This window comes from Deltaproteobacteria bacterium CG11_big_fil_rev_8_21_14_0_20_49_13 (assembly GCA_002796305.1).
GTDB lineage: Bacteria > UBA10199 > UBA10199.
On record PCWZ01000086.1, the window covers coordinates 1 to 24,315 of the forward strand.

General features: G+C 47.9%; 16 protein-coding genes. 8 read left to right on the forward strand and 8 right to left on the reverse strand.

The window, feature by feature from the left end:
• Window positions 1–137 precede the first annotated feature (137 nt).
• Window positions 138–476 (forward strand): hypothetical protein, encoded by a 339-nt coding sequence (locus COV46_08520; GenBank protein PIR16366.1) that lies wholly within the window; start codon window positions 138–140, stop codon window positions 474–476.
• Window positions 477–496: 20 nt separating this feature from the next.
• Here COV46_08520 and COV46_08525 read toward each other — a convergent pair whose 3' ends face one another.
• Window positions 497–2,875, reverse strand: coding sequence for a hypothetical protein (locus tag COV46_08525; protein PIR16367.1), 2,379 nt, complete (start codon window positions 2,873–2,875; stop codon window positions 497–499).
• 207 nt (window positions 2,876–3,082) lie between these two features.
• On the opposite strand from COV46_08525, the gene COV46_08530 reads away from it, so the two are divergent.
• Together COV46_08530 and COV46_08535 are read left to right on the forward strand one after the other, a co-directional pair.
• A complete protein-coding gene (locus COV46_08530) occupies window positions 3,083–4,417 on the forward strand; it encodes a hypothetical protein (protein ID PIR16368.1) in 1,335 nt (444 codons plus the stop codon).
• Between the two features lie 665 nt (window positions 4,418–5,082).
• On the forward strand, window positions 5,083–6,048 hold the full coding sequence (locus tag COV46_08535) for an IS110 family transposase (protein PIR16369.1): 966 nt from the start codon (window positions 5,083–5,085) through the stop codon (window positions 6,046–6,048).
• A 61-nt stretch (window positions 6,049–6,109) separates the two neighbouring features.
• Here the strand turns inward: COV46_08535 and COV46_08540 are convergent, their stop codons facing one another.
• The 3 genes from COV46_08540 to COV46_08550 form a co-directional block, all read right to left on the reverse strand.
• A complete protein-coding gene (locus tag COV46_08540) occupies window positions 6,110–6,649 on the reverse strand; it encodes a hypothetical protein (protein ID PIR16370.1) in 540 nt (179 codons plus the stop codon).
• Window positions 6,650–6,661: 12 nt separating this feature from the next.
• Window positions 6,662–8,047 carry a hypothetical protein gene (locus COV46_08545; GenBank protein PIR16371.1) on the reverse strand — a complete coding sequence of 462 codons (1,386 nt, stop codon included), beginning with the start codon at window positions 8,045–8,047 and terminating at the stop codon, window positions 6,662–6,664.
• 203 nt (window positions 8,048–8,250) lie between these two features.
• Window positions 8,251–9,549, reverse strand: a complete 1,299-nt coding sequence (locus COV46_08550; GenBank protein ID PIR16391.1) for a transposase — start codon at window positions 9,547–9,549, stop codon at window positions 8,251–8,253.
• Window positions 9,550–9,966: 417 nt separating this feature from the next.
• Between COV46_08550 and COV46_08555 the strand changes: the two genes are divergently transcribed.
• From COV46_08555 to COV46_08575, 5 genes are all read left to right on the forward strand, one after another.
• Window positions 9,967–11,505 carry a hypothetical protein gene (locus COV46_08555; protein ID PIR16372.1) on the forward strand — a complete coding sequence of 513 codons (1,539 nt, stop codon included), beginning with the start codon at window positions 9,967–9,969 and terminating at the stop codon, window positions 11,503–11,505.
• Complete coding sequence (locus COV46_08560; GenBank protein PIR16373.1) at window positions 11,502–12,263, forward strand: hypothetical protein; 762 nt, start codon at window positions 11,502–11,504, stop codon at window positions 12,261–12,263. The genes COV46_08555 and COV46_08560 overlap by 4 nt, the downstream gene beginning before the upstream one ends.
• Before the next feature lie 6 nt (window positions 12,264–12,269).
• Complete coding sequence (locus COV46_08565) at window positions 12,270–13,706, forward strand: hypothetical protein (protein PIR16374.1); 1,437 nt, start codon at window positions 12,270–12,272, stop codon at window positions 13,704–13,706.
• A gap of 67 nt (window positions 13,707–13,773) precedes the next feature.
• The gene (locus COV46_08570; protein PIR16375.1) at window positions 13,774–14,208 is read left to right on the forward strand and encodes a nucleoside-diphosphate kinase; all 435 of its coding nucleotides are present in this window, start codon (window positions 13,774–13,776) and stop codon (window positions 14,206–14,208) included.
• 121 nt (window positions 14,209–14,329) lie between these two features.
• Entirely contained in the window at window positions 14,330–15,373 is a 1,044-nt protein-coding gene (locus tag COV46_08575) for a hypothetical protein (protein PIR16376.1), read from the forward strand.
• Between the two features lie 71 nt (window positions 15,374–15,444).
• Here the strand turns inward: COV46_08575 and COV46_08580 are convergent, their stop codons facing one another.
• The 4 genes from COV46_08580 to COV46_08595 form a co-directional block, all read right to left on the reverse strand.
• Complete coding sequence (locus tag COV46_08580) at window positions 15,445–16,836, reverse strand: sodium:alanine symporter family protein (protein ID PIR16377.1); 1,392 nt, start codon at window positions 16,834–16,836, stop codon at window positions 15,445–15,447.
• Between the two features lie 71 nt (window positions 16,837–16,907).
• Complete coding sequence (locus COV46_08585; GenBank protein PIR16378.1) at window positions 16,908–18,455, reverse strand: hypothetical protein; 1,548 nt, start codon at window positions 18,453–18,455, stop codon at window positions 16,908–16,910.
• Window positions 18,456–18,654: 199 nt separating this feature from the next.
• Window positions 18,655–20,334 (reverse strand): hypothetical protein, encoded by a 1,680-nt coding sequence (locus tag COV46_08590; protein PIR16379.1) that lies wholly within the window; start codon window positions 20,332–20,334, stop codon window positions 18,655–18,657.
• A 649-nt stretch (window positions 20,335–20,983) separates the two neighbouring features.
• Window positions 20,984–24,118, reverse strand: a complete 3,135-nt coding sequence (locus COV46_08595) for a hypothetical protein (protein PIR16380.1) — start codon at window positions 24,116–24,118, stop codon at window positions 20,984–20,986.
• Window positions 24,119–24,315 lie beyond the last annotated feature (197 nt).

The window sequence follows — 24,315 nt, forward strand, 5'->3', positions numbered from 1 at the left end:
GGATCTTTACTTAATTGCTAATTCCTATTATATATCCAATAGATATCCCACTTTATTAAATTTGACTCAAATTTATCTTCAACTTCCGGCCGGTTATTTAGCAACTTTTTTGGAAAAGATGCGATAACCACAGTGAAATGATACTGAAGATGATACAGTCAATATTGACAGCTGAGGACGGTGTCTCCAAAGATTCGTCCGCTACCGATTCCAGAGCTACCGCTACGAATATCGATCCGCCGTTCGACCTTGTGCATGAAGCTCTAAAGCGTGATGCCAAAAGTTTGAACGGGCTTGTTTCCGTAGGCCAGCCAGTTGTTGAAAGAAAAAAGCTGAAGGAGAGGGTGAAGGAGAGGGTCAAAAGGAGCCTATTGCCCGATTTCGATACCGAAGAGATAACCGAAGAGGTGACCGAGCGCATTATGGATGCCGCGGAGTATGATTCCCACTACCGTAGCGTGTTCGACGATAAATAAGAATTCCTGTTAGACTCTAATTAGAATCTAAGGATTTGCTCGACTATCTGGTTTTCGTCTATGGAGAGATTGATCCACTTTTTGAGGAATTGTTCTTCCACCGGATCGTTCCAGCCCGCTTCCATATAATATTTTCCGGGCGGTATATCGAACTCTTTCCAGTCATCTGTCGTTGTGCCTGAGAAAAGGGCGATATCCGAACCGTAAGAGAAGACGTTGAACTCGCAGGTAAGGACGACATTGTTCTTACCGCGGCAGAGGAGCTTCAATTTGCCCGAAGTGAAAACGGCCTCGCTAGTGATAGAGGTGCCTTCTTTTATCTCCACATCATAGAACCACACGTTCGGTTTTTGATCGGTCTTTGCCAGCGTCTCTTCGGCCCTGATATCATAGAGGCCCGGGGTGAGTGTAAAGGTTGTCCATTCACGTTCCGATTCTTCGGATACCAACGCGTCATCGGTTCCGCCGCGGTATACGGTAAAGGTTGTGGGTATGGTCTGCTGCTTTGCGTTCTTTCCGATGAGTTTTATTGAGCCGAGCTTAAATACCGCATCAAGTGTCTTGATCTCGCCTTCTTTGACAGTGGTCGACTCCCATGCAACGCTCGGGGCGGGTACTATCTTTGATGTGGTGTTGGTGGCAGTGATATCGTAGACGCCAGGGGCCAGCATGACCATTACCGGTTCGGTGTCGGCAACCACGGTTATAAGGGTATCCTGCGTTTTTTCTTTATTGATAGCGAACTCGGTGTAAACGTATTTGCCGGAACTGTCCTTGCCCGAAAGCTTAACGGAACCGGTTATAACGGTGACCAGCTGTTCCAGCGTCTCGCCGCCGTTGATCTGTATGTTAGAGAGCTTTGCCTCGGCGCTTCCGTGGAGTACGGGATCAGACCACATTACATATACATCATAATTCCCCGGAGGAAGATCGATGACCGTTCCTTCCGATATCGATTCGCCATCTAAGAGCGATTCGGTCAATTCAGGTTGTGTTATCTTGTATGTGAACGGAATGGGTTCTTTTAAGACGTTCTGAGCCTTGAGCGAAAGTTTGCCCGTCTGGAATTTAAGTGTCAGCTCCGTGGTTTCGCCGGTCTTTACTTCAACCCCCTTGGCCTGGGTCGTGAGCGCGGCTGTTCCTTCAACAGCCGTCTCGGCATCAATATCGTACAAGCCGGGGGTCAGATGGACCATTTGAGGGGACGTTACAGCGTTAAGCTGACCGACGATATCTTCTGTTCCAGCCCTTCTTATATAGATGTTGGTCTTCGTATCCTTGCCGTCCTGGTCAAGCGCTATTAAGTTAAGGTTTCCGAGATCGAACTGCACTATCTGTTCCGTCTTTGATGTCGAGGTAACATCGACGCCTTTTATTATCTTTGCAGGTTTTGATGCCTCGATAGAATCCGTATATTCGACCTGAATATCGTATGTTCCGGGCGCCAGTCTGAAGAACTTGAATCCGGGTGATTCGCTTCTGTCGACGACCGACTGGGTGTTCGCGCGGAAGATCGTTATCAGGGAATGAACGGGACTTGCTCCGCTCAAAACCTTTACGCGGAGATTATATGGAAGGTTGGCGCTTATCGCCTGATCGAGGGCCGACGCCAGTTCGGCGTCCGAGCGTGCAAGATAGAAAGTTCCGCTCCCTGCCTCGGCTATCTTTTTGAAGGCGTCTGACGTTGCCTGATCTACATCAAAGCCGATGATATCGACTATCACTCTTCCCGGTCCATTGTGCAGCCTTTCAACCGCGGCCATTATGTTTCCATTGCAAGAATCAAGTCCGTCCGCGATGAGTATTAAAAGGTTGTCTGTTGTTTCCGCGCTCTCCGTGAAATCCTTGTTCGCCTCTTCAAGAACGAAGGCGATCGGAGAAACTCCCTGAGGTGTTATCCTGCTAAGCGCCGCGTTAAAAGCCGTACTATCATATTTTCCCATGGGGAATTCAAGAAAAGTGTCTGCGCAATTTTCCTTGTCGGATGGAGAGCCGCCTCCGTACGTTCTTATCGCAATCTTGCGTGTTCCAACCTCCGCAGGGACCGGGGCGGTGAATATCTCCTTAAGGGCCGCTCTTACGGCGTCGATCTTTATTGTCTGGCTGATAGGAGAGCTCATGCTTCCCGAGGCGTCTATTATTAGCTCAACATTGGTCGCGGATTTAACGATGGTGGGGGATGCAGGCGACGTCGGTATCTGCTTACCCTCCGGAATTGGCTCCGTCGGTTGGTCCACTCCCGGCATTGCTTTGGTGACCTGAGCAGGTTCCGCCATCTGCATCACGGGGGTCTCTATCGTCTGCTGAACTGATGTCTTCTGCTTTTGCGGCTTTTTGCAGGAAGATGAAAGGACAACTGTTAGAGAGGCGATCAAAATGAGTGACAGTAACTTTTTCATATAAAACTTTTTACCATGAGCGCCTTTTTTAGGCAAATTATAATTTTTCGTACAATTTACATTAATTTCAGTTGCCAACTTGTTGATTTTCTAGTAGAATAATAATTGAAAGTTGGAAGAGTTATTCGACCTTTGACATTAAATGGGGGAATTGTGGGAAATCCTTTGGGGGGATATCAATTTTTAAGCGTTGCGGCGTCTACATGGATGGTAGGCTTTGCCGTTGCGCTTTTTCTTTTTGCGGCGAGTTATATCTATACAAAATGGAGAAGATGTTCGACCCTTGCCAGAAGATATATCCTAAGAAGGTCGGAATATGATTACAAAGAGATATTCAAACACTATCTCCATCATATAAATTCCATTCAAGATAAGAGAAGTCTCTACCGCGCCATATTGCAGGTGGTCTGTGAGATAGTAGGAAGCGATGACGCCTCGTTGCTCCTCAAGGACAACGGCGAATATACGGTCAAAGAGTCGCTCGGTTCCAAACCATCCTCGTTTAAGGTCGACGGCATCAATGATTTTTTGAAATGGCTTAAGGATTATCACCGCACGATATCGCGCACTCAGCTTGTTAACAGCCGCGATTTCATAAAGGTGAAAGGCGACGGGCTTCAATATTGCGTTCAGTTCCACGCCGAGGCCTGCGTTCCGATATTTACAGGAGGGCTTCTTTTAGGTGTCATCAATATAGGTAGTAAGAAGTCAGGCGATATATATGACAGGCCCACGAGAGAGCTGTTGAATATTCTGGGCGGACAGTTTGCGATCGCCATCTACAACGCAACCCTTTATGAAGATATCGTGAGAAGGAACGTGAAATTACAGGAAGTAGGAAGGCTAAAGAGTCAGCTTCTTTCGAACGTGTCTCATGAACTAAGGACGCCTTTAAGTAGCATCATAGGGCTTGCCGATCTCATGGCCGAGGGCGGGGACGGTCCCATTAGCTCAGAACAAAAAGATCATCTTAATATGATAGGAACGTCGGGCAGAAGACTTCTCGAAACCGTCACTTCCATGGTGGATCTTGCAAAACTTGAGGCGAACCATCTTTCTCTTAATGTGAGAAGGCTTAATATTACAAAGATTCTGAACAAGATAGCCGATGGCGTTTCGCCTAACAATGATACCAAGTTAAGGCTTACTCTTACCGAGAATACGCCTTCGATCTATGGCGATGAAGAGTGGCTGGGTAAGCTCTTCACGCACCTGCTTGCGAATGCGGTCAAATATACCGATAACGGAGAGATAGTCATCGACGCCGAAAAGGCGGGCGAGATGTTAAAGATAAGTGTTCGTGATACAGGCATAGGGATAGCATCCGATAAACATGGCCGTATTTTCGAAGGTTTCTCGCAGGCGCATGACGTTATCACCAAGCCGTTTGACGGGCCCGGCATAGGTCTCGCCATTTCCAAAAAAGTGGTTGAGCTGCACGGTGGGCGCATATGGCTGACGTCGACGCCCGGCAAAGGCTCTAATTTCTTCTTCACGCTTCCCCTAAAACCCACGACCGTCAAGTCCGTCGAGCTCGCCTAGAACCACCCGTCACGGAGCAAACTGTCCGGTTAAATTGGGAATAGCGAGAGCTGAGATGATATAGATTTGACGCGTCTTTATTTTGGTGCAGCATCCCAGATGCTTCTCAGTGTTCTATTTGCAAAGAGCGTAACCGTCAAAACCGCCATTATGGACGGTGCGCCTCAACCCAAGCTCATAATGAACACTCTACCGGCTTCGACTTGTGGTGAGTAGCTTTTAAACATCCCCGCGCCAGCCCGTAAGGAGCTGGTGCGCGGGGGATATATACCCCAATTGATTATTAAACGATGCTCAAAGCGGTGTGAAACACTGCTTTGCGAAGGTTGCCAACACCGGCTACAAACTTTCAAAAATCAAATCCTATCCCGGTCTAACAACGTGTCATACCCTCCAATTCTCTTCTGTTACCGGCCGGTCAAAACCGACAATTACCTTCCCTTATATTATATTGGCACATATCCCCGGTAAACGCCCGTGGCGACACCCTGTCGCTTATTGGAAATTAGCGTTCAAAAACAATCACTTGCGCTTATGACGTTCAAGTTTTGGATAATGGATGTCAAACTCATAAGTGTTTTTTTGAAAAAACACGCAATAGAATAGAAAAAAAGGTCTCCCCCTAAAGCCGGAAGGCTTTATGGACACTAACCTGTTTTAGCAGGATGGTCATTTTGCTGGCAATGAAGCCAAGCAAAAAAAGGGGGGAGACTATGAGCAAGGAGTATAATCACTACATCGCGGTCGATTGGTCAATAAAAAACATGGCGATCGCCCGAATGACCGGGAAGTCGAACAAGGTGACCGTTGTGGATGTTCCGTCAGAGATTGAGGATCTAAAGTTATATTTAGGCATTTTACGAGGGAGCAAGATACTGGCGCTGGAGGAGACAACGACATCACAGTGGCTATACACAGAGCTGAAGGGTCACGTGGATCGTTTGGTGATATGTGATCCAGTACGGAACCATTTATTAAGCGAAGGAGCCAAGACAGACAAGATAGACGCAGTGAAGTTAGTGCAGCTGCTTCGGGCAAATTTATTGAAGGAAGTATATCATTCGGCAGAAGGTTTTTTGGAACTGCGGCGTTTAGTGAGCGGATACGATGATCTGGTGAAGGCGATGGTAAGGCTGAAGAACCAGCGATATTCATTGTTAAAAACAAGCGGTTTGACGGGAGAGGAATCGACCGGAACTCGGTTGAAGGGCACAGTTAAACAGAGGGTTATCGAGGGAATGGAGAGGCAGCTTGAATGTTGCAAGAGGGAGAAAGATATCTATGAGGAGGATTTTGAGAAGCTGGCTCGGAAACACGCGGAGATAAGACATCAGAAGAGTTTGCCTGGTATCGGGATAATTGGGGCAGTAAAGATAGTTTCGCGAGTAGTTTCACCTGGGAGATTTATAGATGCGGGGCATTATTTAAGTTATGCCGGATTAGTAAAACTTGAGAGGACAAGCGGCGGCGTTGTGTATGGGCGAAAGAACTCGCGTTACAGCAGGGGATTAAAATCAGTTTATAAGATGGGGGCTGTAACCGCGATAGGCGGAAACAATACGATCCACGATTATTATGAGCCAAATTATCGGAGGAAAAATAATGTAGACGAAACAAGTCAGGGGAATTAAATATCCAGGCCTGTGCCCATTGTTTCAAAGAACTCTTTTTTAAAAAGAGGAACAACGGTTTTCACAAGTGGCCGCTTTTCAAGTGGCCGCCGGGGAATTTCTCATTTGAAGTATCAGCAATGCCACTGGCACAAACATTCTTTATAAACTTTTCATAGACAACCTCGGCCTCTCCTACGCCTAGAAAAAGACTGTCGTTTAAAACATCTTTGAATCGCTCATTAAGAAAGCTGAATAAATGTTCGTAAACTAGAGTCACCTGCGGCCCACCTAAAATCACCTTCGACCTTGAAAATCTGCTGCGAAACAATCTATCCAAAATCCTATAGCAGAGACCTTGATTCCAGTGATTGATCGAAAAGGTTATGATCTTTGGGGCAATAGCGATAATTTGTGAAAAAATATTATCTATGCATCTTTCCGGAATAGAAATCTTCTCTTGAGGCATCTTGCAAATGTCGGAATATATCCTGCTTCCTTCAACATATAAGCATGATAGGCCATTTGCCTTAGATATTGAACCTAAGATAGCTGATGCCAAAGGAAAGCAGGGCTGGTTCCACGTGTCTAACATCGGCATGTCTACATGAATAACGTTCATATAATGTCCATATTACTTCATCACATTGTCGATCACTCTCAGAATATTACCACCCATTATATTTCCGACGCTTGCATTTGAGTAACCACGAGTCGCTAACAGCTCGGCCAGATTATCTAACTTTGATACATCTTCCAAGCCTTTGCAGAAATAGGGAACGCCATCGAAATCAGAGCCTATGGCAACATGTTTATCACCGACCAGTCGCGTTATGTGATCGATATGTTTAAAAACAGCATCCAGCCCCGGAACAAATGAAGGCACTTTGTAGTCGTTATATAGAACACGGTGACTTAAACGAGCTTTCTCTGCGGGAAGCAGATTTTCATTACCTTCTATTTCTGCCAATTTGCCCAACATCTTAGTCATGGCATCTTTTTCAATAAATGGATTAGACGTGAGCTGTTCGGGAAAAAATGTTATGCCTATTACGCCTCCACTTTTAGCAATTGCTCTTATGGCATCATCAGACAGTGCCCTATCCTTGTCATAAATAGATTTAGAACTACCATGACTGCAAACAAATGGCTGTTTGGAAACTCTGGCAACATCAAATATAGTTGGCTCCGAAACGTGTGCAACATCTATTATCATGCCAAGTCTATTCATAGTGGCAATAACATCTGTTCCAATACCACTTAATCCTCTTTCTCTACTTTCGTGTGCGCTGCCGGCCCATTCTGTTGCATTCCAATGTGTGAGCGTTAATAATCTTATTCCTTCTCGGTACAATGCTTCTAGGTTATCCAAGCTATTATTGATAGAGTGTCCACCTTCTACAGCAAGTACCACAGCCACTTTTCCGCCGCCTATAGCGCCTTCAATGTCGGATCTCGTTGTTGATACTTGAAGTTGTCCTTCATGGCGTGCCAATGTTTCCTTTAAGGTTCTTGCGATATCCAACGTATTTGTAAAACCCTCTTGTCCACGAAAGACAGGATCGCTCCAGATCGAAAAAAATAACGTTCCAAGTTTTCCTGAAGCCATAATTTTGGGCAGATCGACCTGCATTTTAGCGCTTCCGACACTAAAATCTCCATCACCATTAACGATCCGGAGTGCCGTATCATCATGAAAATCTACAAACACATTCTTTTTTCGGGCAGGTTCTGTTTCCCTATCTGACGTGTTTCTAACGCCACTCCCACTACTTAGATACACCGTCGGCATATTTCTTCCTTTTCCCATCATGGCCTCCTTGATAGCTTCAATCGTACCCTGTGGCAAGGCAAGAGTTATCGGCCTTCCAGTTACTGGACCACGACTTGGCGCCTCCATCACAGGAACCGGACCGCCGCTTCCGCGTTTGCCAGAAAACGCGGCTAGTATTACTAATGCTGCACTCACAACCATTATCGTTGTATCAATCGCGTCGGATCCAAATCCAGCCATCTTCATTGACGTTGGCAAGAGTTGCCTTTGGTTCAGCTTCTGTTTGGAATACACCTAGGCCCCCGGTAACCGCAAGATTCGCCTCATACAAGAGCCCGTTGCGCGAGTCCTGTAAATTTCGTTTTATCTGACTTTAATTTCAATTTTCAAAATACTTCGCGGATATTTCGGCAAATAGTTTCAAATTGTGTCTCTGTAGGCTACTCCACCTAACACATGACCAGAGCTGTCTGCCACTTTCCAAGAACCTTCTGCATCCCGCTGCGCCAAAGTTTCAACAGGTTGTGCGAAGCGCACATTAATCGCCACTCGCTACTGACCGATCTCATTCCGCGCACCATGAACCGTCTAAAACCTTGTCCATCTTTCATTTGTCCAAACGGCGGCTCAACAATTATCTTTCGCTTTCCGTACATCTCTTGCCCCGCCTTTGTCATCAGTTTGCGCTCCATCCGCTCTCTCTTCGTCAATCCCCTCGGCATCCTTCCTCGCGGACTCCCACAATCCTTCTGCGCCTTCTGCTGTTTCCAATCCTTCGTCGTCGCCACAAATACCTCAGGCCCGTCTTTTGCCAACTTCGATAAATTATCTTCGCTACAATATCCGGCGTCAAACAACGCGTGTTCCATCTCTCCCGCTATCCCAGCCGCTTTCAATTCCTTTTTCGCCTTGCCAGGCATCGGATGCATCTGACCCACGTCGTTCTCTTCCTGCGTTACCCCGGCTGATATTATAATCTGCCCCTCCGCTACCGCCGTCTGCGCGTTGTATCCCTGAACGTAACCCTTTCGCGTCTTCATGATTCGACTCTCAGGGTCGGTCACGTTTGCCTTCGCTTCAGCATCAGGATTCTTGTCTGGCTCCTTGGGCTTACGCCCACTCTTTTTCTGGCCGCTCTCCCGCTCTTCTTCTTCGCGCTTTGCTATCTCCGGCAATTCGTCTCCGCGTTTGCCTTCGCCATATAAAGCATCTTCTGCTTTATCTATCGCATCCGCCTCGTCCAATATCTTCTCAACCTCGTTCCGCAAACGGTCGTGCGTCCGATTCGCCGCCAACGATGCGTTCGCCTCTATCTTCGTCCCGTCTATTGCCACGACCCCCACTTTTACCAATCCAGCTTCCCCGCATATCCGGAGTATCTCGGTAAATAACTTGCCAATAGCTTCCCGGTGATCTTTCCGAAATCGACTGATCGTGCTATGATCAGGTGTTAGATTCGCCGCAACTACCCGAAACGCCACGTCTCGTTCGCACAGTCGTTCGATCTTTCGCGATGATCGCTCTCCTACGCAATACGCGTACAATAATATCGCTACCATCACCGAAGGATCAAAGCCCGCTGCACCACTGCCATCTGTGCGATAACCTTTGTAATATTCGCTTAGGTCCATCTGCTTCACAGCATCTAGAACAAACCACGCAAGATCGCCCTTTGGAACCCACTCCTGAAGTGACGGCGGCAATAAATACCGTTGTTCCCGATTGTATTCAAAAAAATTGTATCCCATGGCATCTCCTTCCTTCGCAACACTGTATGCCATAAAACCACCGCTTTGTCAAATTGCCGCCGCCAGCAAAACCACGCTACACATACATTACAAACCAATTTATTTATGCCAACTTTCCTCTCACTCCCAAACTCTTACTTCAAAATGACCGGCTGGAATATCTGCTGGCAATCTTGAAAACCATGACCAATGTCTGATAAAATGAAATTTACGGGACTCGTGCAACGGGCTCATATGACTTTGCTATCGCATACTCACTCTCAACGCAAAAAATCCTGGCAATCTCCCTATGCACCCTGACCGTCATTTTCCTGATCAAATATATAGCCATCAGGCGGGTTTCATTCCTTGCACCGGGATAACGGAAATCGTTTGCATTTGGGGGCGTTGTTTGCTAGCTACTAGCGCGCTAACAAAATGGCCTTTAGAATTTTAAAAATATCCTTATTTTCCGCTTTGTTGGTGGTTCTTTTGCCGCTTGCTTCTTCGGCGGCAAAAGAAGATGCCGCAGCCCCTTCTCCATCGCAAAATACCATTCATCAAACGCCGGCTACAGAGGTCTCTCAAGAGACAGCCTACGACGGTGATTCGCTGGGTGACGAATTTGATTATGATGGAGATGAACAAAGCCCGTTCTTAAAAGGTATCTTGGCCGAACCGGCGACCCTGATGGAGACGGCCCCGTTAAAGCTTACCCTTGAAGACTGTTTGAGGATCTCGCTGGAACACAACGCCAAATTGCAGGCGACAGGTTACGGTATTGATGCCGCAAAGGCGCAGTTAATGGAGGCGTCAGCTATCGGATGGCCCATACTCAACTTTGAATATCGCACGGCGCCCGTTCCGCAAAACGCGCAGAGAGCCGTCGAAAGCTTCTTCTCAGGCGAATGGTCATGGTGGAATAGGGTGAAATTTGACATGGGCATTCCCATTTACTCTTTCGGCAAACTTTCTCTTGCGGAAGAGATGGCCAGGAGCGGGATCCAGGCCGCGCAGACATATGCCTTTCAAGAGAAGAACTCGCTTGTTTCAAAGGTCAGGCAACTCTATTATGGTATCCTTCTTGCGGAAGAGGTGGGAAGGCTCCTTTCCGAAGCGCACAAACGTCTCAGCGATGAAATAGCAAAGCGCGAGAACAAGGACGAAGAGAGCGAAGAGGTAAGCTCGCCGATGGATAGCCTTAAAATGAAGGTCTTCCTCTACGACCTTGAAAGGCGCCTTGCCGATGCGAGACAGAAGGAAACTTTGGCCCTAGAAGGACTGCGGGTCCAGATGGGGCTTGCTTCGGGAACGGTCTTTACCGTATTCTCAAATAAGTTAAGACCCGTCGAAGCGAACCTTAAATCGTTTGCCGACTATGTTACAGTTGCTATGGCCAACAGGCCGGATGTTAAGTTGCTCAAAGCGGGGCTCGATGTAAAAAGGAACCAGTATCTTTTGGAGAAGAAGAAATGGTTCCCGGACCTTGGCGTCGGTGCATTCTTCGAACTGGGACGTACCGTGGGCCCCATGTATAATGTCACGACAAAGGACGATTTTGACGATCCATTTAGCTTCACACGCGCCGGTTTTGGCGTTCAACTTTCAAGTAAGTGGGATTTTCACGGGAATGTGGCAAGGATAAGCAAGGCAAAGAGCGAGTATTATAAACTTAACCTTGAACAGATGATAGCAAAAGAGGGGATCAAGCTTGACGTCAGGGACGCATTTTTGAGGGCAAAGACCTCAATGGGTAACTTGAAAGCGGCGAGGGACGCGGAAAAGGCGGCAAGGCAACTACTCTTTCTGTCGCAAAGCAACTACGATATAGGGGTTGGAGAACAAAAGGATATAGTGGATGCGCTCCAGCTTGTCCTGATGACGCGCGGCAGGTATTTTGAAGCGGTCTTCGATTATAACGCCGCGCTGGCTCAGCTGGACGAGAAGATGGGATTGCTTCCGGAGGTGGCGAAATGAAGAGACGAGACACAAAGCGTGAGGCAAGAAGCCCATCGACAAAGCTCGGAGCAGGCAAGGAGCAAGAAGCAAGAAGGTTTTATCATGTTTCCTGCTTCCTGCATCTTGCATCGCCTTTTATCGTGCTTCTTGCCTCTTGCCTCTTGCCTCTTGTTTCTTCTTCTGTCATGGCGGCAAAGGCTTCGGTTGGAACACCAACCCGGGCTATTCAGGACCTTGATGATAAGCTTGACGACTATAAGACAGGCGCTCTTCCCCCCGCCGATGAGGAGTTCAACAGGAGCCTTAAAAAGGAGATCCTGCACGGAACCTTTAATATTCGGGAACTTTCAAGGCTTGCCCTTGGTAAACACTGGACCCCGCTCACAGAGAAAGAGCGCAACGATTTTGTCCAACTAATGACCGACCTTCTTGAGAACAGGGCTATACTTTCAAAGGAACAGGGAAAGAAGAAGGCAAAGAGTCAGAACGTCTATACTGTATCATACAGGGGAGACAAGCTCCTTAACCCCGAAAAGACCAGAGCCCTGACAAGGACCTCTGTCTTTGTCAAGTCCGAGGATATCAGGGTGAGCATCGACTATAAGCTGAAAAAAGAGGCCGACGAATGGAAGATATTCGACGTCATTCTGGACGGTGCCAGCCTTCTTGATAACTATAAATATCAGTTCGACTCCATCATTAAAAAGGGTGGATTTCAGGACCTTGTCGGCAGGATGCAGAGAAAGCTCACATCGATCAGGAACGAGAAGAAATAACATTCAATGTCATTTAAACGTTGTATAATCCTTTTAGCCGATGGCTCAAAGCACGATGTCTTGAGCGAGCTTATCGCTCAGGGCCAGCTTCCGAACATCAATAAAGAACTTTTGGCCGAAGGGTCGATAAGGCGCGCAGTGACCGTCTTTCCGTCTACCACCGGCCCGGCTCACATTCCGTATCTGACTGGGTGCCTTCCCGCAACATGCAACGTTCCAGGCATCAGATGGTTCGACAAAAAACTCTACCACAATTTCGGTCACGGCTCCGTTCTTTCTTTCGGTTCTCATGGAAGGTATAGAAGCTACGTTGGGGTCGAGACCTTCAGGATCAATTCAGACATGCGTAACGACATATATAATGTCTTCGAGATCCTTCCCAGGTCCTATTCCATATTCAATTCGATAAACAGAGGTGTTGGCAAGAGGAACCTGACAAAGATAATGCGCATGTGGTATTGGTATTACGGTCATCTTACCGACAGATGGAAATTCGTTGACGGTTGCGGTTTTAAAAAGGCGATGAAGGTGGCGAAGAAGGATATTGATTTTCTCTTTGCGGTCCTTCCGGGGATAGATGAATATTCCCACATGAATCATCCGAAGCACGGATCAACGATAGAACAGTATAAATTCTTCGATAATTGTGTGGGGGAGCTCATCGGTCAGCTAAAGGCCGATAATAAATGGGACGACACGCTCTTTTTCATCGTCTCAGATCACGGCCTTTCCGCGACCCATACACATTTCTGCGTGAACACGTTTTTGGAAGACCGCGGTATCAAGACCTTTTATTTCCCTCTTATCTACCGGAAGGATTGCGCTGCTGCCAGCATGGTCTCCGGGAACGGCATGACCCATATCTATTTTAGAAAAGAAGAAGGTTGGAGCGGACACGCAACCATAGAGGACATCAATTCGATGTATCCGGGACTGCTCAAAGAGCTGTTGGCCGAACCGGCCGTTGACGTTATCGCCATGCGCGATCGTGAGAATAACATAGTTGTCTGGACCAAGAGAGGAAGGGCCAAGGTCAAGATGGAAGGGGACCGAATAAGCTATTTCGTAAAAGAACAGGACCCGTTCGGTTATCCATTTGACGCTGCACGAACCACGCTTCATTCTTCACGAGAGATGCTTTCATCGACCATTGATTCCGACTATCCCGATGCCCCATACCAACTTGCCCATATATTCACTTCGCCCAGGTGCGGAGATCTTGTGGTCAGTGCGACGCCGGGGTACGATCTGCGTGTCAAATATGAGAATCCGGAGCACAGGTCGAGCCATGGAAGTTTGCACAAGGAACATATGATTGTGCCTGTGATCTCTAATATTAAGCTTCCGGATGTTCCCATGAGAACGGTCGATATATTCCCGACCTATCTAAAACTTATGGGATACGAAGCTCCGGAAAATATAGACGGAATTAACTTGAATTAATTTGATTTGACACATTAAGACCTCTTATGTAGGTTATCCGCCGGTCAAACAAAAAGGAGAGATATTTATGAACACCGAGAGAACATTGGCAATAATCAAGCCGGACGCGGTCCAAAAGGGAGTGATCGGAGCGATCGTGAACCGGATCGAAGAGAATGAATTAAAGGTAGTGGCCATAAAGATGCTTCAGCTGGACAAGAGGCGCGCAGCAGGTTTCTATGCCGTTCACAAGGTAAAATCCTTCTTTGAGCCGCTTGTTGGTTTCATGACATCAGGCCCTGTTGTTGTGCTGGCCCTTGAGGGGAAAGAAGCCATCAAGAAATGGCGTGATGTAATGGGCCCGACGGATTCTACAAAGGCGCCTGAAGGAACCATCAGAGGCGACTACGGTACCGACATACAGAACAACGCAGTTCACGGAAGCGATGCTCCCGAGACCGCAAAGTTCGAAGTGAGCTATTTCTTTGAGCCGCAGGATGTCGTTGAATACGAATGGATGTGATCGGCGAAGGATCCAGCAAAACTCATTTTTAAAAAGTCCTGTTCGCAAGAACGGGGCTTTTTTTTGCCATTAAAAAGACGGATAGACACCTTGATGTAACTGTGATATTTGATATTTCACTATGGAAAACAGACCGACAAAAATCGCTTTTATCATCCTCTTTTTAGTCCTTATCGTGGCATTCGCCAGGATACTTAAACCGTTTTTCATCCCGGCATTCTTGGGGCTCCTTATCGTCATTATCTTTAACCCTATTTACGGCCTCTTTTTAAGACTGGTCGGGGGAAAGAGGTATCTCGCCTCGTTCTTTACAACTATACTGGTCTCTTTGTGCATTATTACGCCGTTCGCTATCATAGTAGGGATAATAATGGCCAATATGAACAGCGTTATACATTATATTTCGATCCAGCTACAAAGCGGAGAGTTCTCCGGTGTCGTTGATCAGGCTAATCTTTGGGTTGCGGCAAAGGCCTCCGAATATTCCGATTGGCTTCCGTCGGATTTCAACCTCCGCGCCGAGCTCTTGGTAGTTCTTGCGTCGCTCAGCAAGGTCTTCTATCAATATTCACCGAGAGTAGTCGCGGCAACGGCAAGCATGATAAGCGGCGTTTTTTTGATGGTTATCTTCATGTTTGCCCTTTTTGCCCAGGGGCCGAACATCTACCGCACGATTATCTCGCTCACGCCGCTCAAGGACGAACATAAAGACATACTATCCGAAGAGATAAGACGGGTGATTTCAGGGACTTTTCTTGGAATGGTGGCGACAGCTATTGCTCAGGGCATCCTGATAGGTATCGGTTTTGCGATAGCGGGGATATCGAACCCCGTTGTCTGGGGACTTGTTGCCATAGGTGTAACCATGATACCCGTGGTTGGCGGACCCTTGATGTATGTCCCCGCCGCGATAGGTCTTATTATAACCGGGGACGTTGGGTGGGGGATCTTTATTCTAGTTTATGGGATCGGGCTGGTTTCCATGGCCGATAATTTTATCAAGCCGCTTGTGATGCGTGGCGCCGTGCATGTGAACCCGTTACTTCTCGCACTTTGTCTTGTCGGAGGCGGTCTGTGGCTCGGGCCTGTCGGCATTATTATCGGGCCTCTTGTTGGCGTGCTTCTCCTTTCCATGATCGACATCTACCAGCGCGAATTCACATGAAGAAGAGGCAGAGAAGTCAGATATCCGATTTCTGATCGATGGTGTCGCTTTTGGGTCGCTCCAAAAAACTGCTAAGCTTGTTCTTCTTGGGGTGATAAAGGGTTGAGGCGATGGGTTGTTTCGCGCGAACTCTCTTCGATGTTACCGCTCCACAGATATTTTCTGGTCTCTGAAACGAGCACCCCGTTTAGCACGATAAGAGATAAAAGGTTAGGTACCGCCATGAGGCCGTTGGCTATATCTGCGAAGGCCCATACCGCAGGAAGTGTAGAGACGGAGCCTACCATCACCGCCATTACCCACATGACTCTGTAAGGTTTTATTGCGCCGGTCCCGAAAAGATACTCTGCCGCCTTTTCGCCGTAATAGGACCATCCAAGGATGGTCGAAAATACAAAAGTGAGAAGTCCTATGGTCAATACGATCGGACCTATATAGGGTATCCCCGAAAAAGCCTCCTTGGTGAGCTTTGCGCCGTTTAGCCCCTGTTGCCAAAAACCCGAATTGATGATAACAATACCCGTTATCGCGCAGACCACCACTGTATCCCAGAAAGTTCCGGTAGATGACACAAGAGCCTGCCTTATCGGATTCTTGGTCTGTGCGGCGGCGGCCACGATAGGCGCGCTCCCGAGGCCTGATTCGTTCGAAAAGAGGCCGCGCGCAACGCCGTATCTCATGGCCTCTCTGATCCCTGCGCCCACAAAGCCTCCCATGGCAGCGTGTCCGGTAAATGCGGAATTTATTATGAGCATTATCGAGTCCGGAATGGTCGAATACTTAAGGCCTAAAAGTATAAGACATCCGAACACGTATGTTATTGCCATGAAGGGTACAAGCGCTTCGCAAACCTTGGCTATCGATCTAATGCCACCCAAGATCACAAACGCCGTGAGAATGGTCAGCGCTCCGCCAGTTATCCACGGCGATATGTGGAAGGTCTCATTTACAAGGTGCGATATGGAGTTCGCCTGGACCATGTTACCTATGCCGAACGCGGCCACTGCCGTTAGTCCTGCAAATATCACCCCAAGCCATTTTGCGTTCATTCCCCGCTCAAGGACATACATCGGTCCGCCGGCCATCATCCCTTGTTTGTTTATCACGCGGTACTTAACGGAAAGAAGGGCCTCCGAATATTTTGTGGCGATGCCGAAAACGCCCGTCAGCCACATCCAGAGTATCGCCCCAGGGCCTCCCAGCGCTATCGCCGTGGAGACGCCCACAATGTTGCCGGTTCCCATGGTCGCGGCCAGAGCGGTCACGAGGGCCCCGAACTGACTTACGTCTCCCTCTCCTTCTTTAGAGCAACTGAAGGATATCTTTATGGCCTTGAATATATACCTTTGTATGAAGCCTAATCGAATCGTCAGGAATATGTGTGTTCCGCAGAGAAGGATCAAAAGGGGAGTCCCCCAGACGAGGTCGCTTGCACTTACCAGAAAATTTTCTATTCCCTGCATGGTTGACCCCCTTGTTTAAGCGGTTCAACCTCTATCACGCAGAAAGATTAAATCAAAATAAAAATATTCGTTTATTCCGTACGGATAAGGACTCCCTGAAGTCCGGCGCTGGAGGAGCCGCTCAAGGTTACGGTCGTTGGAGGAGATGCTATTGAATAGAAGGCAGTCGCCGTCCCTGAGAGGGATAGGGAAATAGAGCTGCCAGTCAGCGATTGCATATAAGGACCTGTAAGCGTTGTGTTCCTGATTGCGCCGTCTTCGGCGGCGCAAATAACGCACACTCCCTGCCAATGAGATGTGGTGGAATTCCATGTTCTTGGATCGTATTGGTATTGTGCGGTCGATGATATCCCGGTATCGGTAAGCGCGAGGGCGACACCCCACCTGCGCATGAATTCGCTCCATTCATCAAAATTGGCATCTGCTCCGGCAAAGGATGTCTCTATGTTCGTCTTTCCGGTATTGCTTGTATCGACAAGCGCGGCAAGGAACCCGTTGGGGTCGTCCGCCTGCTCATAAAGGTATTCCAAAAAGAGATACTCAGCGCCTCGTGAATTAAGCCCCGGTGATGAACTCGGAGATAGTGAAGTTGAGCCGGGGGAATTAAGGAACCCTTCGATGCGCGACGGGTTTTCCTGCCCAAATCCGACCACATCTTCCATTAGATGGCTCATTCCTTCGTTGAGCCAGCTGTTTTCGGAGCTTCCTCCGTTGATAAGAACGTGCTGATTGTAGCTGATGGCGTGTTGAAGCTCGTGCGGGACCACGGCAGTCAGGAGTTGCTCAGTGGCAAAATCATTCGATATGGCGACCGCCCCGTATTCATTGTCGGGATCGGGCGCAAGTACATAAATGATCTCCATCTCGTTGGATGTTGGATTGCTACCGGCATTATATGCGTACAGATCGTCCGAGTAGAAATAACCGGTGATGATTCCGCCGCCACTGGCTCCCATTTTGTTCACGGAAAGCGTGATAAGTATCGCAACATGACCGTCGCCGTCAACGTCCGACGGGCCTCCTATTATTGTCTCCTCCGTAGCTGCGGCATATTCGAAATTGCCGCACAGCGAGGCTATATCGGTGTCAGACATGTCCGACGATGGGACCCTTGAGTCCAGATAGACGATGATATGATCGTCTCTGCACTTTTCCACTGCATTGACCGTTTCATAAGTGGTGCCGGATATGTTCGTGAGCGATATGAAAGATCTCGTATCGCCCACCGATTTGCCCACCGAAAATGACGTATCGTCCCTTGCCACCGGCAGATCTCCGTCCTCGGCATGGATATTCTCCTTTTGTCTCAGTACAAGGTCAAATGTATCTGCAAGGTTCATCGAAATATCGGATTGTGCTATTGAAACGCTTGATGAAATTTGGTTTGTTGACTGAACCATCAGGGTATATTCCGTGCCTGCGCTTGCTCCGGTGAAATCGATGGCCGCATCGCCGTTGGAATCGAACGTAACATAATAAAGATCACCCTTGGTCATCGCAGAAACGGAAGCCACCACATTACTATCCTCTGCGCCGCCGCTGGTCTGGGCCTTTGAATCTATGCTAGGACCGGAGGTTGAGCTTCCACACCCATATATTCCAACCAGAACGGATAACATTATTACCCCCCAATAACGCCTCATACTGACTGTAGAAAGCAATTCTTGTGCCAAGATTTGGGTCTACAAAAAGTTATGAGCCGTTATAATAATTCAATAATATTGAGATGTTACTGATTAACCACTTATCGATCACCGATTACTGTGGCCAAAATAGCGGGTATGTTTTCACCCAGTGGGTGTTTTTTTAACGTTTTTACTACTTAAATCTTATAAGCGTGGCGCCGTAGGAGCCGGTCGAATTGGATGAGATATCCATTTTATTTGGGAACGAGGTCACCTTATAGAATTTGGATGCCGTCGCTTCGATACTTGTCTGCGAGACCCAGTAGTAGGTGGCCAATGTCATTCCGCTGAGGATAGTTCCCCGGCCGTCTTCCGTATCGCAGTCAAGGCATACGCCTTCATAGTGATTGGTTGATGGATTTAGCACCCTCTCTTTGTACGAGAACCTGGCATCTTTGCTTAGGTTGAAGCTCGACATGACCATTGCAGAAGCCCATCTCAGCAAGAATTCGGATATCTGATCGAAGTCGGAGGATGTCCCGGCAAACGCCGCCTCGAGATTTTCCACTCCTGTTTTGTCGGAATGCAGAAGGTTCCATACGAATTCTTTCCCGTTCGCCGACTGTTCATACAGATAGCGAAGGAACAGGTAAGAGGCTCCGCGTTCCGCAAGATTGGGAGAGCCGGCGCTTATCGGTCCATAGGACCCGGTATTGTTCAAATAGACCTCGATGCGCGAAGGATTTTCCTGATTGAATCCGACAAGGTCTTCCGCTAGGTGAGAGAGGCCTTCGTTCATCCAGTTCTCTTCGGCAGAGATTCCCGACTCAAATACTTTCTGGTTGTAGTTTATTGCGTGTTGTAGTTCATGCGGGAGAACGGCGGGGAGAAGATTGTCCATTGCGAAGTCCTTTGGTATCGCTACTCCGTAGGTTCCTTTCGAATCGGGGACGAGGACATATATTATCTCTCTGAAGTTCGAGTTGGAGCCTGAATAGAGGTCGTTTGCAAAGAAGAAGCCTGTTATTATACCTCCGCCCATAGCTCCCAGACGATTGACCTGAGGCGTCATGAGAACTGCAACGCGACCGTCGTCGTTGACATCTGAAGTCTCGCCGAACAAATCGAACTCCTCTGCTACGACGGCGTCAAACGATGCACAGAGCGAGTTGACATCCGAATCTGTAAGATCGTCCGGATTGTATAGTTCAACCTGTGTATCAACATAGAATACAACATTGTCAGCAACGCACTTTGCCTTGGCCTGAATCGTCTTGTATGAACTGAGCGATGAGAGTCCCGCCAGGACCTTGAACGATTCCGAATCTCCCACTGCCGGCGCGACCGTTCTTGAAGCGCCGACCATAGCCTTCATAGCACCGGCCGCTTCGTTTATTAAAGGGGATGCTTTTGAAATATCAGGATCCAGCGACAGTTCCATCTCAGCGCCTCTTAGCCTTTGTTCCAGCGCGTCGTTCGCGCTGATATCTGTCCAATTTTCACCGCCAAGTATCTCTTCGGGGGCTTCGGTAATATCCATCTCGGCCCCTTCGTCTGCCAGCTGAACCGTCTTCGATGTCTGGATCGTGTCTAAGGACCCAATGGCTAGGATGAACTGAGCCGAACTGTCTGTTCCTTCAAAATCTATAACGCCATCCTCCTTATTATCAAAGGTCACTGTATATATGTCCCCAACGTTCATTTCGGCGGGGCTGTTTGCTGTGTTGGTGACGCTTGCGGGGTCGCCACCCTCAACCGCGCTATTTGCCTTATAGCTCCCGTAGGATGATGGATTGGAGCCACATGCATGGGTGATCAATAACCCAGCTGTCATAACTATCACTAACCATTGATTTTTTTTGGTGGGTTTCATATTACCCTCATTGTTCACTCATTGGTGAAGCAAGGGGCGTGCCAAGACGTGCGGTGATCGGTGATCGGTGGCCAGTAATCAGTAAAAGCTTAAATATCAACTAGTTGTCGATGATAACCAGTAATCGGTAAGACAGGTTGGGTTGCGGATAAACTTATGAAACGTTATCAGTTTGATAAAAAAACAGTAATGTGCTAAATAACAGATAGTTAGCGCATGACAGAATTTTGGCGGTCTGCGATGTTGCCGATTAAAATGATAAGTTCTCATTTTGTACAAATTTGCGGGCCATTTTTGTATCTTTGAGACTATTTTAAGGATTTTTTGAACAAATTTTGGGCAAGTGTTTATGAAAATACGATTTTTTGAATAATGGGAAATTAGCTATTGCAACATGGGACGAGTTTTGTTATAATTACCACCAGAAGTTGGGAAGCGGGCTGGATCCTAGAAGGTAAAGGAATTCCAGCCCGCTTCTTTGTTTCTAACTCTTCGTCGATGGTGTTTCCATTATATGCGCTTGGCTCAACTTTTGGCATTTTGGAATAGCAGATGCACCAAAGGAAAGACGTGTCAAATCTATATCATCTCAACTCTCGCTATTCCCAATTTAACCGGACAGTAGTGTAGCCCAATAGCTTTTTAAGATTTATTCCGGGACCCTAAATGTCTTCTTTTCCCCGTGGTAGGTAAGGGTTTGCGTTAGGGAGAGCTTGAACAGGATGTCGGCATATTCCTGTGACAGCTCCACCCCGAAGTAAAGCCCGTCCTTACCGAAGGAGAGTCTTTCAAGCCCCAGAACTTTGAACTGGTCGAGGCTTACTTCCTTGGGAAGGTCGAACTTTATCGCGTTCTTTTCCTCTGCGAATATATTGATCCCGTAATTTATCTTTTCGTAAAGCGCCGATATGAGACTCTTGTCGGAGATAACGGTCGTGTTTCCGCCTTGGATCTGCCTGAAGAATATCTTGGAGAGCGCGGGGTCCGTCCTTAGCGTTATTCCAAATTTGGATGGATCATCCTGGTCCGTGAAGATCTTGGATATCTCAAGTGCTATAAGGGCAGACAGTTTGAACTTCACGATCGGACCGTTCTCCGGATCGGGATCGGTAGGGTTCATGGAGCGGATCACGGGATCGCCATTGGCATCTACTTTGATCTGAAGGTTCCCGTATCTATCGGGCCCAAGCGTGTTCTCTGTCTCAAGCGCGTAGAAGATAACGTCTACCTCGCCCAGCTGGATATCGAAATATTGTTTGTCGTCCTTGCCGAAAAACCCGACCCTTGGGGTGAGGGCTCGGTTGCCGCGTATCCTCATCATTATGGGCTGTTTCTGCTGAAAATATCCGTTCGCTGTCAAAGCGCTTCCGAGAAGCTCGCCCACGCGCGGACGCAGATTGCAGATGGTCGGAGGCGAATCTTCTTCAGGTGTAGGCTTGAACTCGTCACACTTTGTGACGGTGTCAAATTCCAGCTTCTTAAGGAATATGTCGTGGTAATCCCAGTCTAAAAGTCCATTTCCCGCCTGTTCGGTCAGCACAAAGAGAAGACCGTTGATGAAATCTTCACCTATGCCTATGCCGAAGTCGTAGCCTCCGCTGAGCGCATCTTTAGATGCAATGGACGGCGGGGCAGAGAGATCGGGTTTTTTAATAAAGCCGACACCAGCATTCTTGAATCGTGGGTCGAATGAGGAATAGAAACCTTCATTTCCTACAACTGCAGGCACCTTTCCCCATATCCCTTCCTTATCGACGTTGAATTGATTGCTTAAGAGATCTATACCTGTGGGAACGCTCCATTCTCTGTCGCCAAGGATATTTAACGGTATTTCCAAGCCCTTAATCTTTTCACGGATGATATAGGTGACCAACGCGCTCCCTTTGCAGTATAAAAGATCATTTATAGTATCCAGCACGGTCATGCTTATAAGCGCGGTCTGGCCGTTCAACATGTTCACCCCGATACAGTCCTTGTCAACGCCCTCGTCGCAGGCGAGAAACGAGCCTCCTTTCGTGGCGTTGCCTATGAAATCTTTGGGGACGAGTATCGCCGGTTTGTGCTCGCATGCGTTGCCGGATTTATATTCGCAATCCGTAGAAGGGCCGGTAAGCAGAAAGAGGGGAGCCTCTTTGCTTCTGTCCACCTTTATCTCAACGGGTGAGAATATTTTTCTGAACCCTATTATGAGAGGAAGTACCCGCTTATCGGGAACGCCGTCGCTATTGTTATCTACGAACGTCTGTGCCCAGACCTTGAGATTCTCAGCGTTTAAGATGAAGGATATCTTGTCCTGGTCGAACTCAACGCTTGGAATATCAATAAGGTCTAGAACCGGCCATCTTGACATCTTAAAGCCGAACTTCTGCGCGTTCTTGTCTGTCGTGTCACTTTTGCATCTAGGTATCTCCTGTTGGATCCTTGATATCTCTACCGAAGAACTGTCGGGGCTGTCAGACGCGCTGTTGCTGCTATCCATCATTTGAGGGATCTTCTTTAGAAGGTCCTTGAACTCGTCGGACCTGAGATAGTTGTTGGCCAATCCCCTTATCGCACCGGTCCAGAACTTCTGGCTGAGCGAAAAACCGCCGGCGTTGTTTATCGTATAGCCCTCTTTACCTTTGACGTTACCGCTCTTGTCGAAGGGGCTCACTATCTCGCCCCAGCCGAAGGCAAATGGATATGAATCTTCGCCGACCTTAATGACGCCGACGTTCATCCCCGTTTCAGGGCTAAGGTTGATGTTGAATGTTCCGTCGGAACCGCCGGGAGCGAGGGTCAATTCTTCATCGCGATTAAAGGCAAGCTTTACGTCGGAAGCAACATCTGCAAGGGAAAATGACAGAGCGACCGTCGGATTGATATCTGCGCTGTAAAATAGTTCGACAGGTGTCAGCCATTTTATGCCGGAGTTTCCGCCGCCGGCGGATATCGGGTCAAGCTTTACCGTGGGACATTTTGATCTATCGTATCCTGTGGTGGCGTTGCATACGCTTACTGTCAGATCATTTGTGCCGTTTCCCGCCGGAAGACAGAGCGAAAAGATGCCGTTAGAAGCGACATTGGATCTTTCCGTTGCCTGTTTTACATCTCCGCCCGAATCCGTAATAGTGTTTACTACCGTTGTCTCAACGCCGCCGGTCGATGTTCCTATGAAATCACAGAACTGACACGAGTGAAGCAGGTCTATCGTTACGTTTATGCTTTTGTCCGAAAGGGTGGTTTTTATATCTTCTTTCGAAAGATCGAGATCGGTGACCTTTGAAAGTCTCACCTTTTCCGTTGCAGGATTTCCGTTCACCCTTGTTGCAGAGACAGATACTGCATAGGGACCGAACTTATCGCCTAGCGAGACCTTGATGGAATAGAACCCGTTATTATCCAGACAATAATCGGCATCGGAACTCCAGCAGCTTTCGCTCGCATTTGGTGAGGCGAACTTTAGTTGTTTATATTCGTTCGTATATTCATTTTGGACAGAGGCCGCAAGTGACGAAATCTGGTTGTTTCTGAGATCTATCGTCCCCTTTATCATTATAGTATCTTCGGTGATGCTAAGAGGAGGGGTGTTCACACATAGGAAACCGGAGCCTATTTCACAGATCTTTGCGGGAACCATTGCGCCGTGTGAGCAGGCAGGCGCGTTAAGGGAAACCCCATCATTATTTTCCTGGGGCGCCTCCGCCTTGCCGCTGAGTATATCCATTATATGAAGGGCGTCGAAGGCCTCCACAGACCTTGCAGACCCAAGGATCAGCAGTAAAATAGCTATGTAATATCGCATGATTACCCCTTTTTACCCCTACACACTTACGCACTTAGATACTTACGTACTTACGCACCGCAGTTCTTATCGGCAGATCTCCAAAAAGGTTGCTAAGTTTTTACATATTCGTTTTTCGTGCGGATTCAATGCGCAGTGCGTTGGCGGAACGCGTATTGATATTGGACCGATCCCTCGACAAGCTCGGGAAAAGGGCG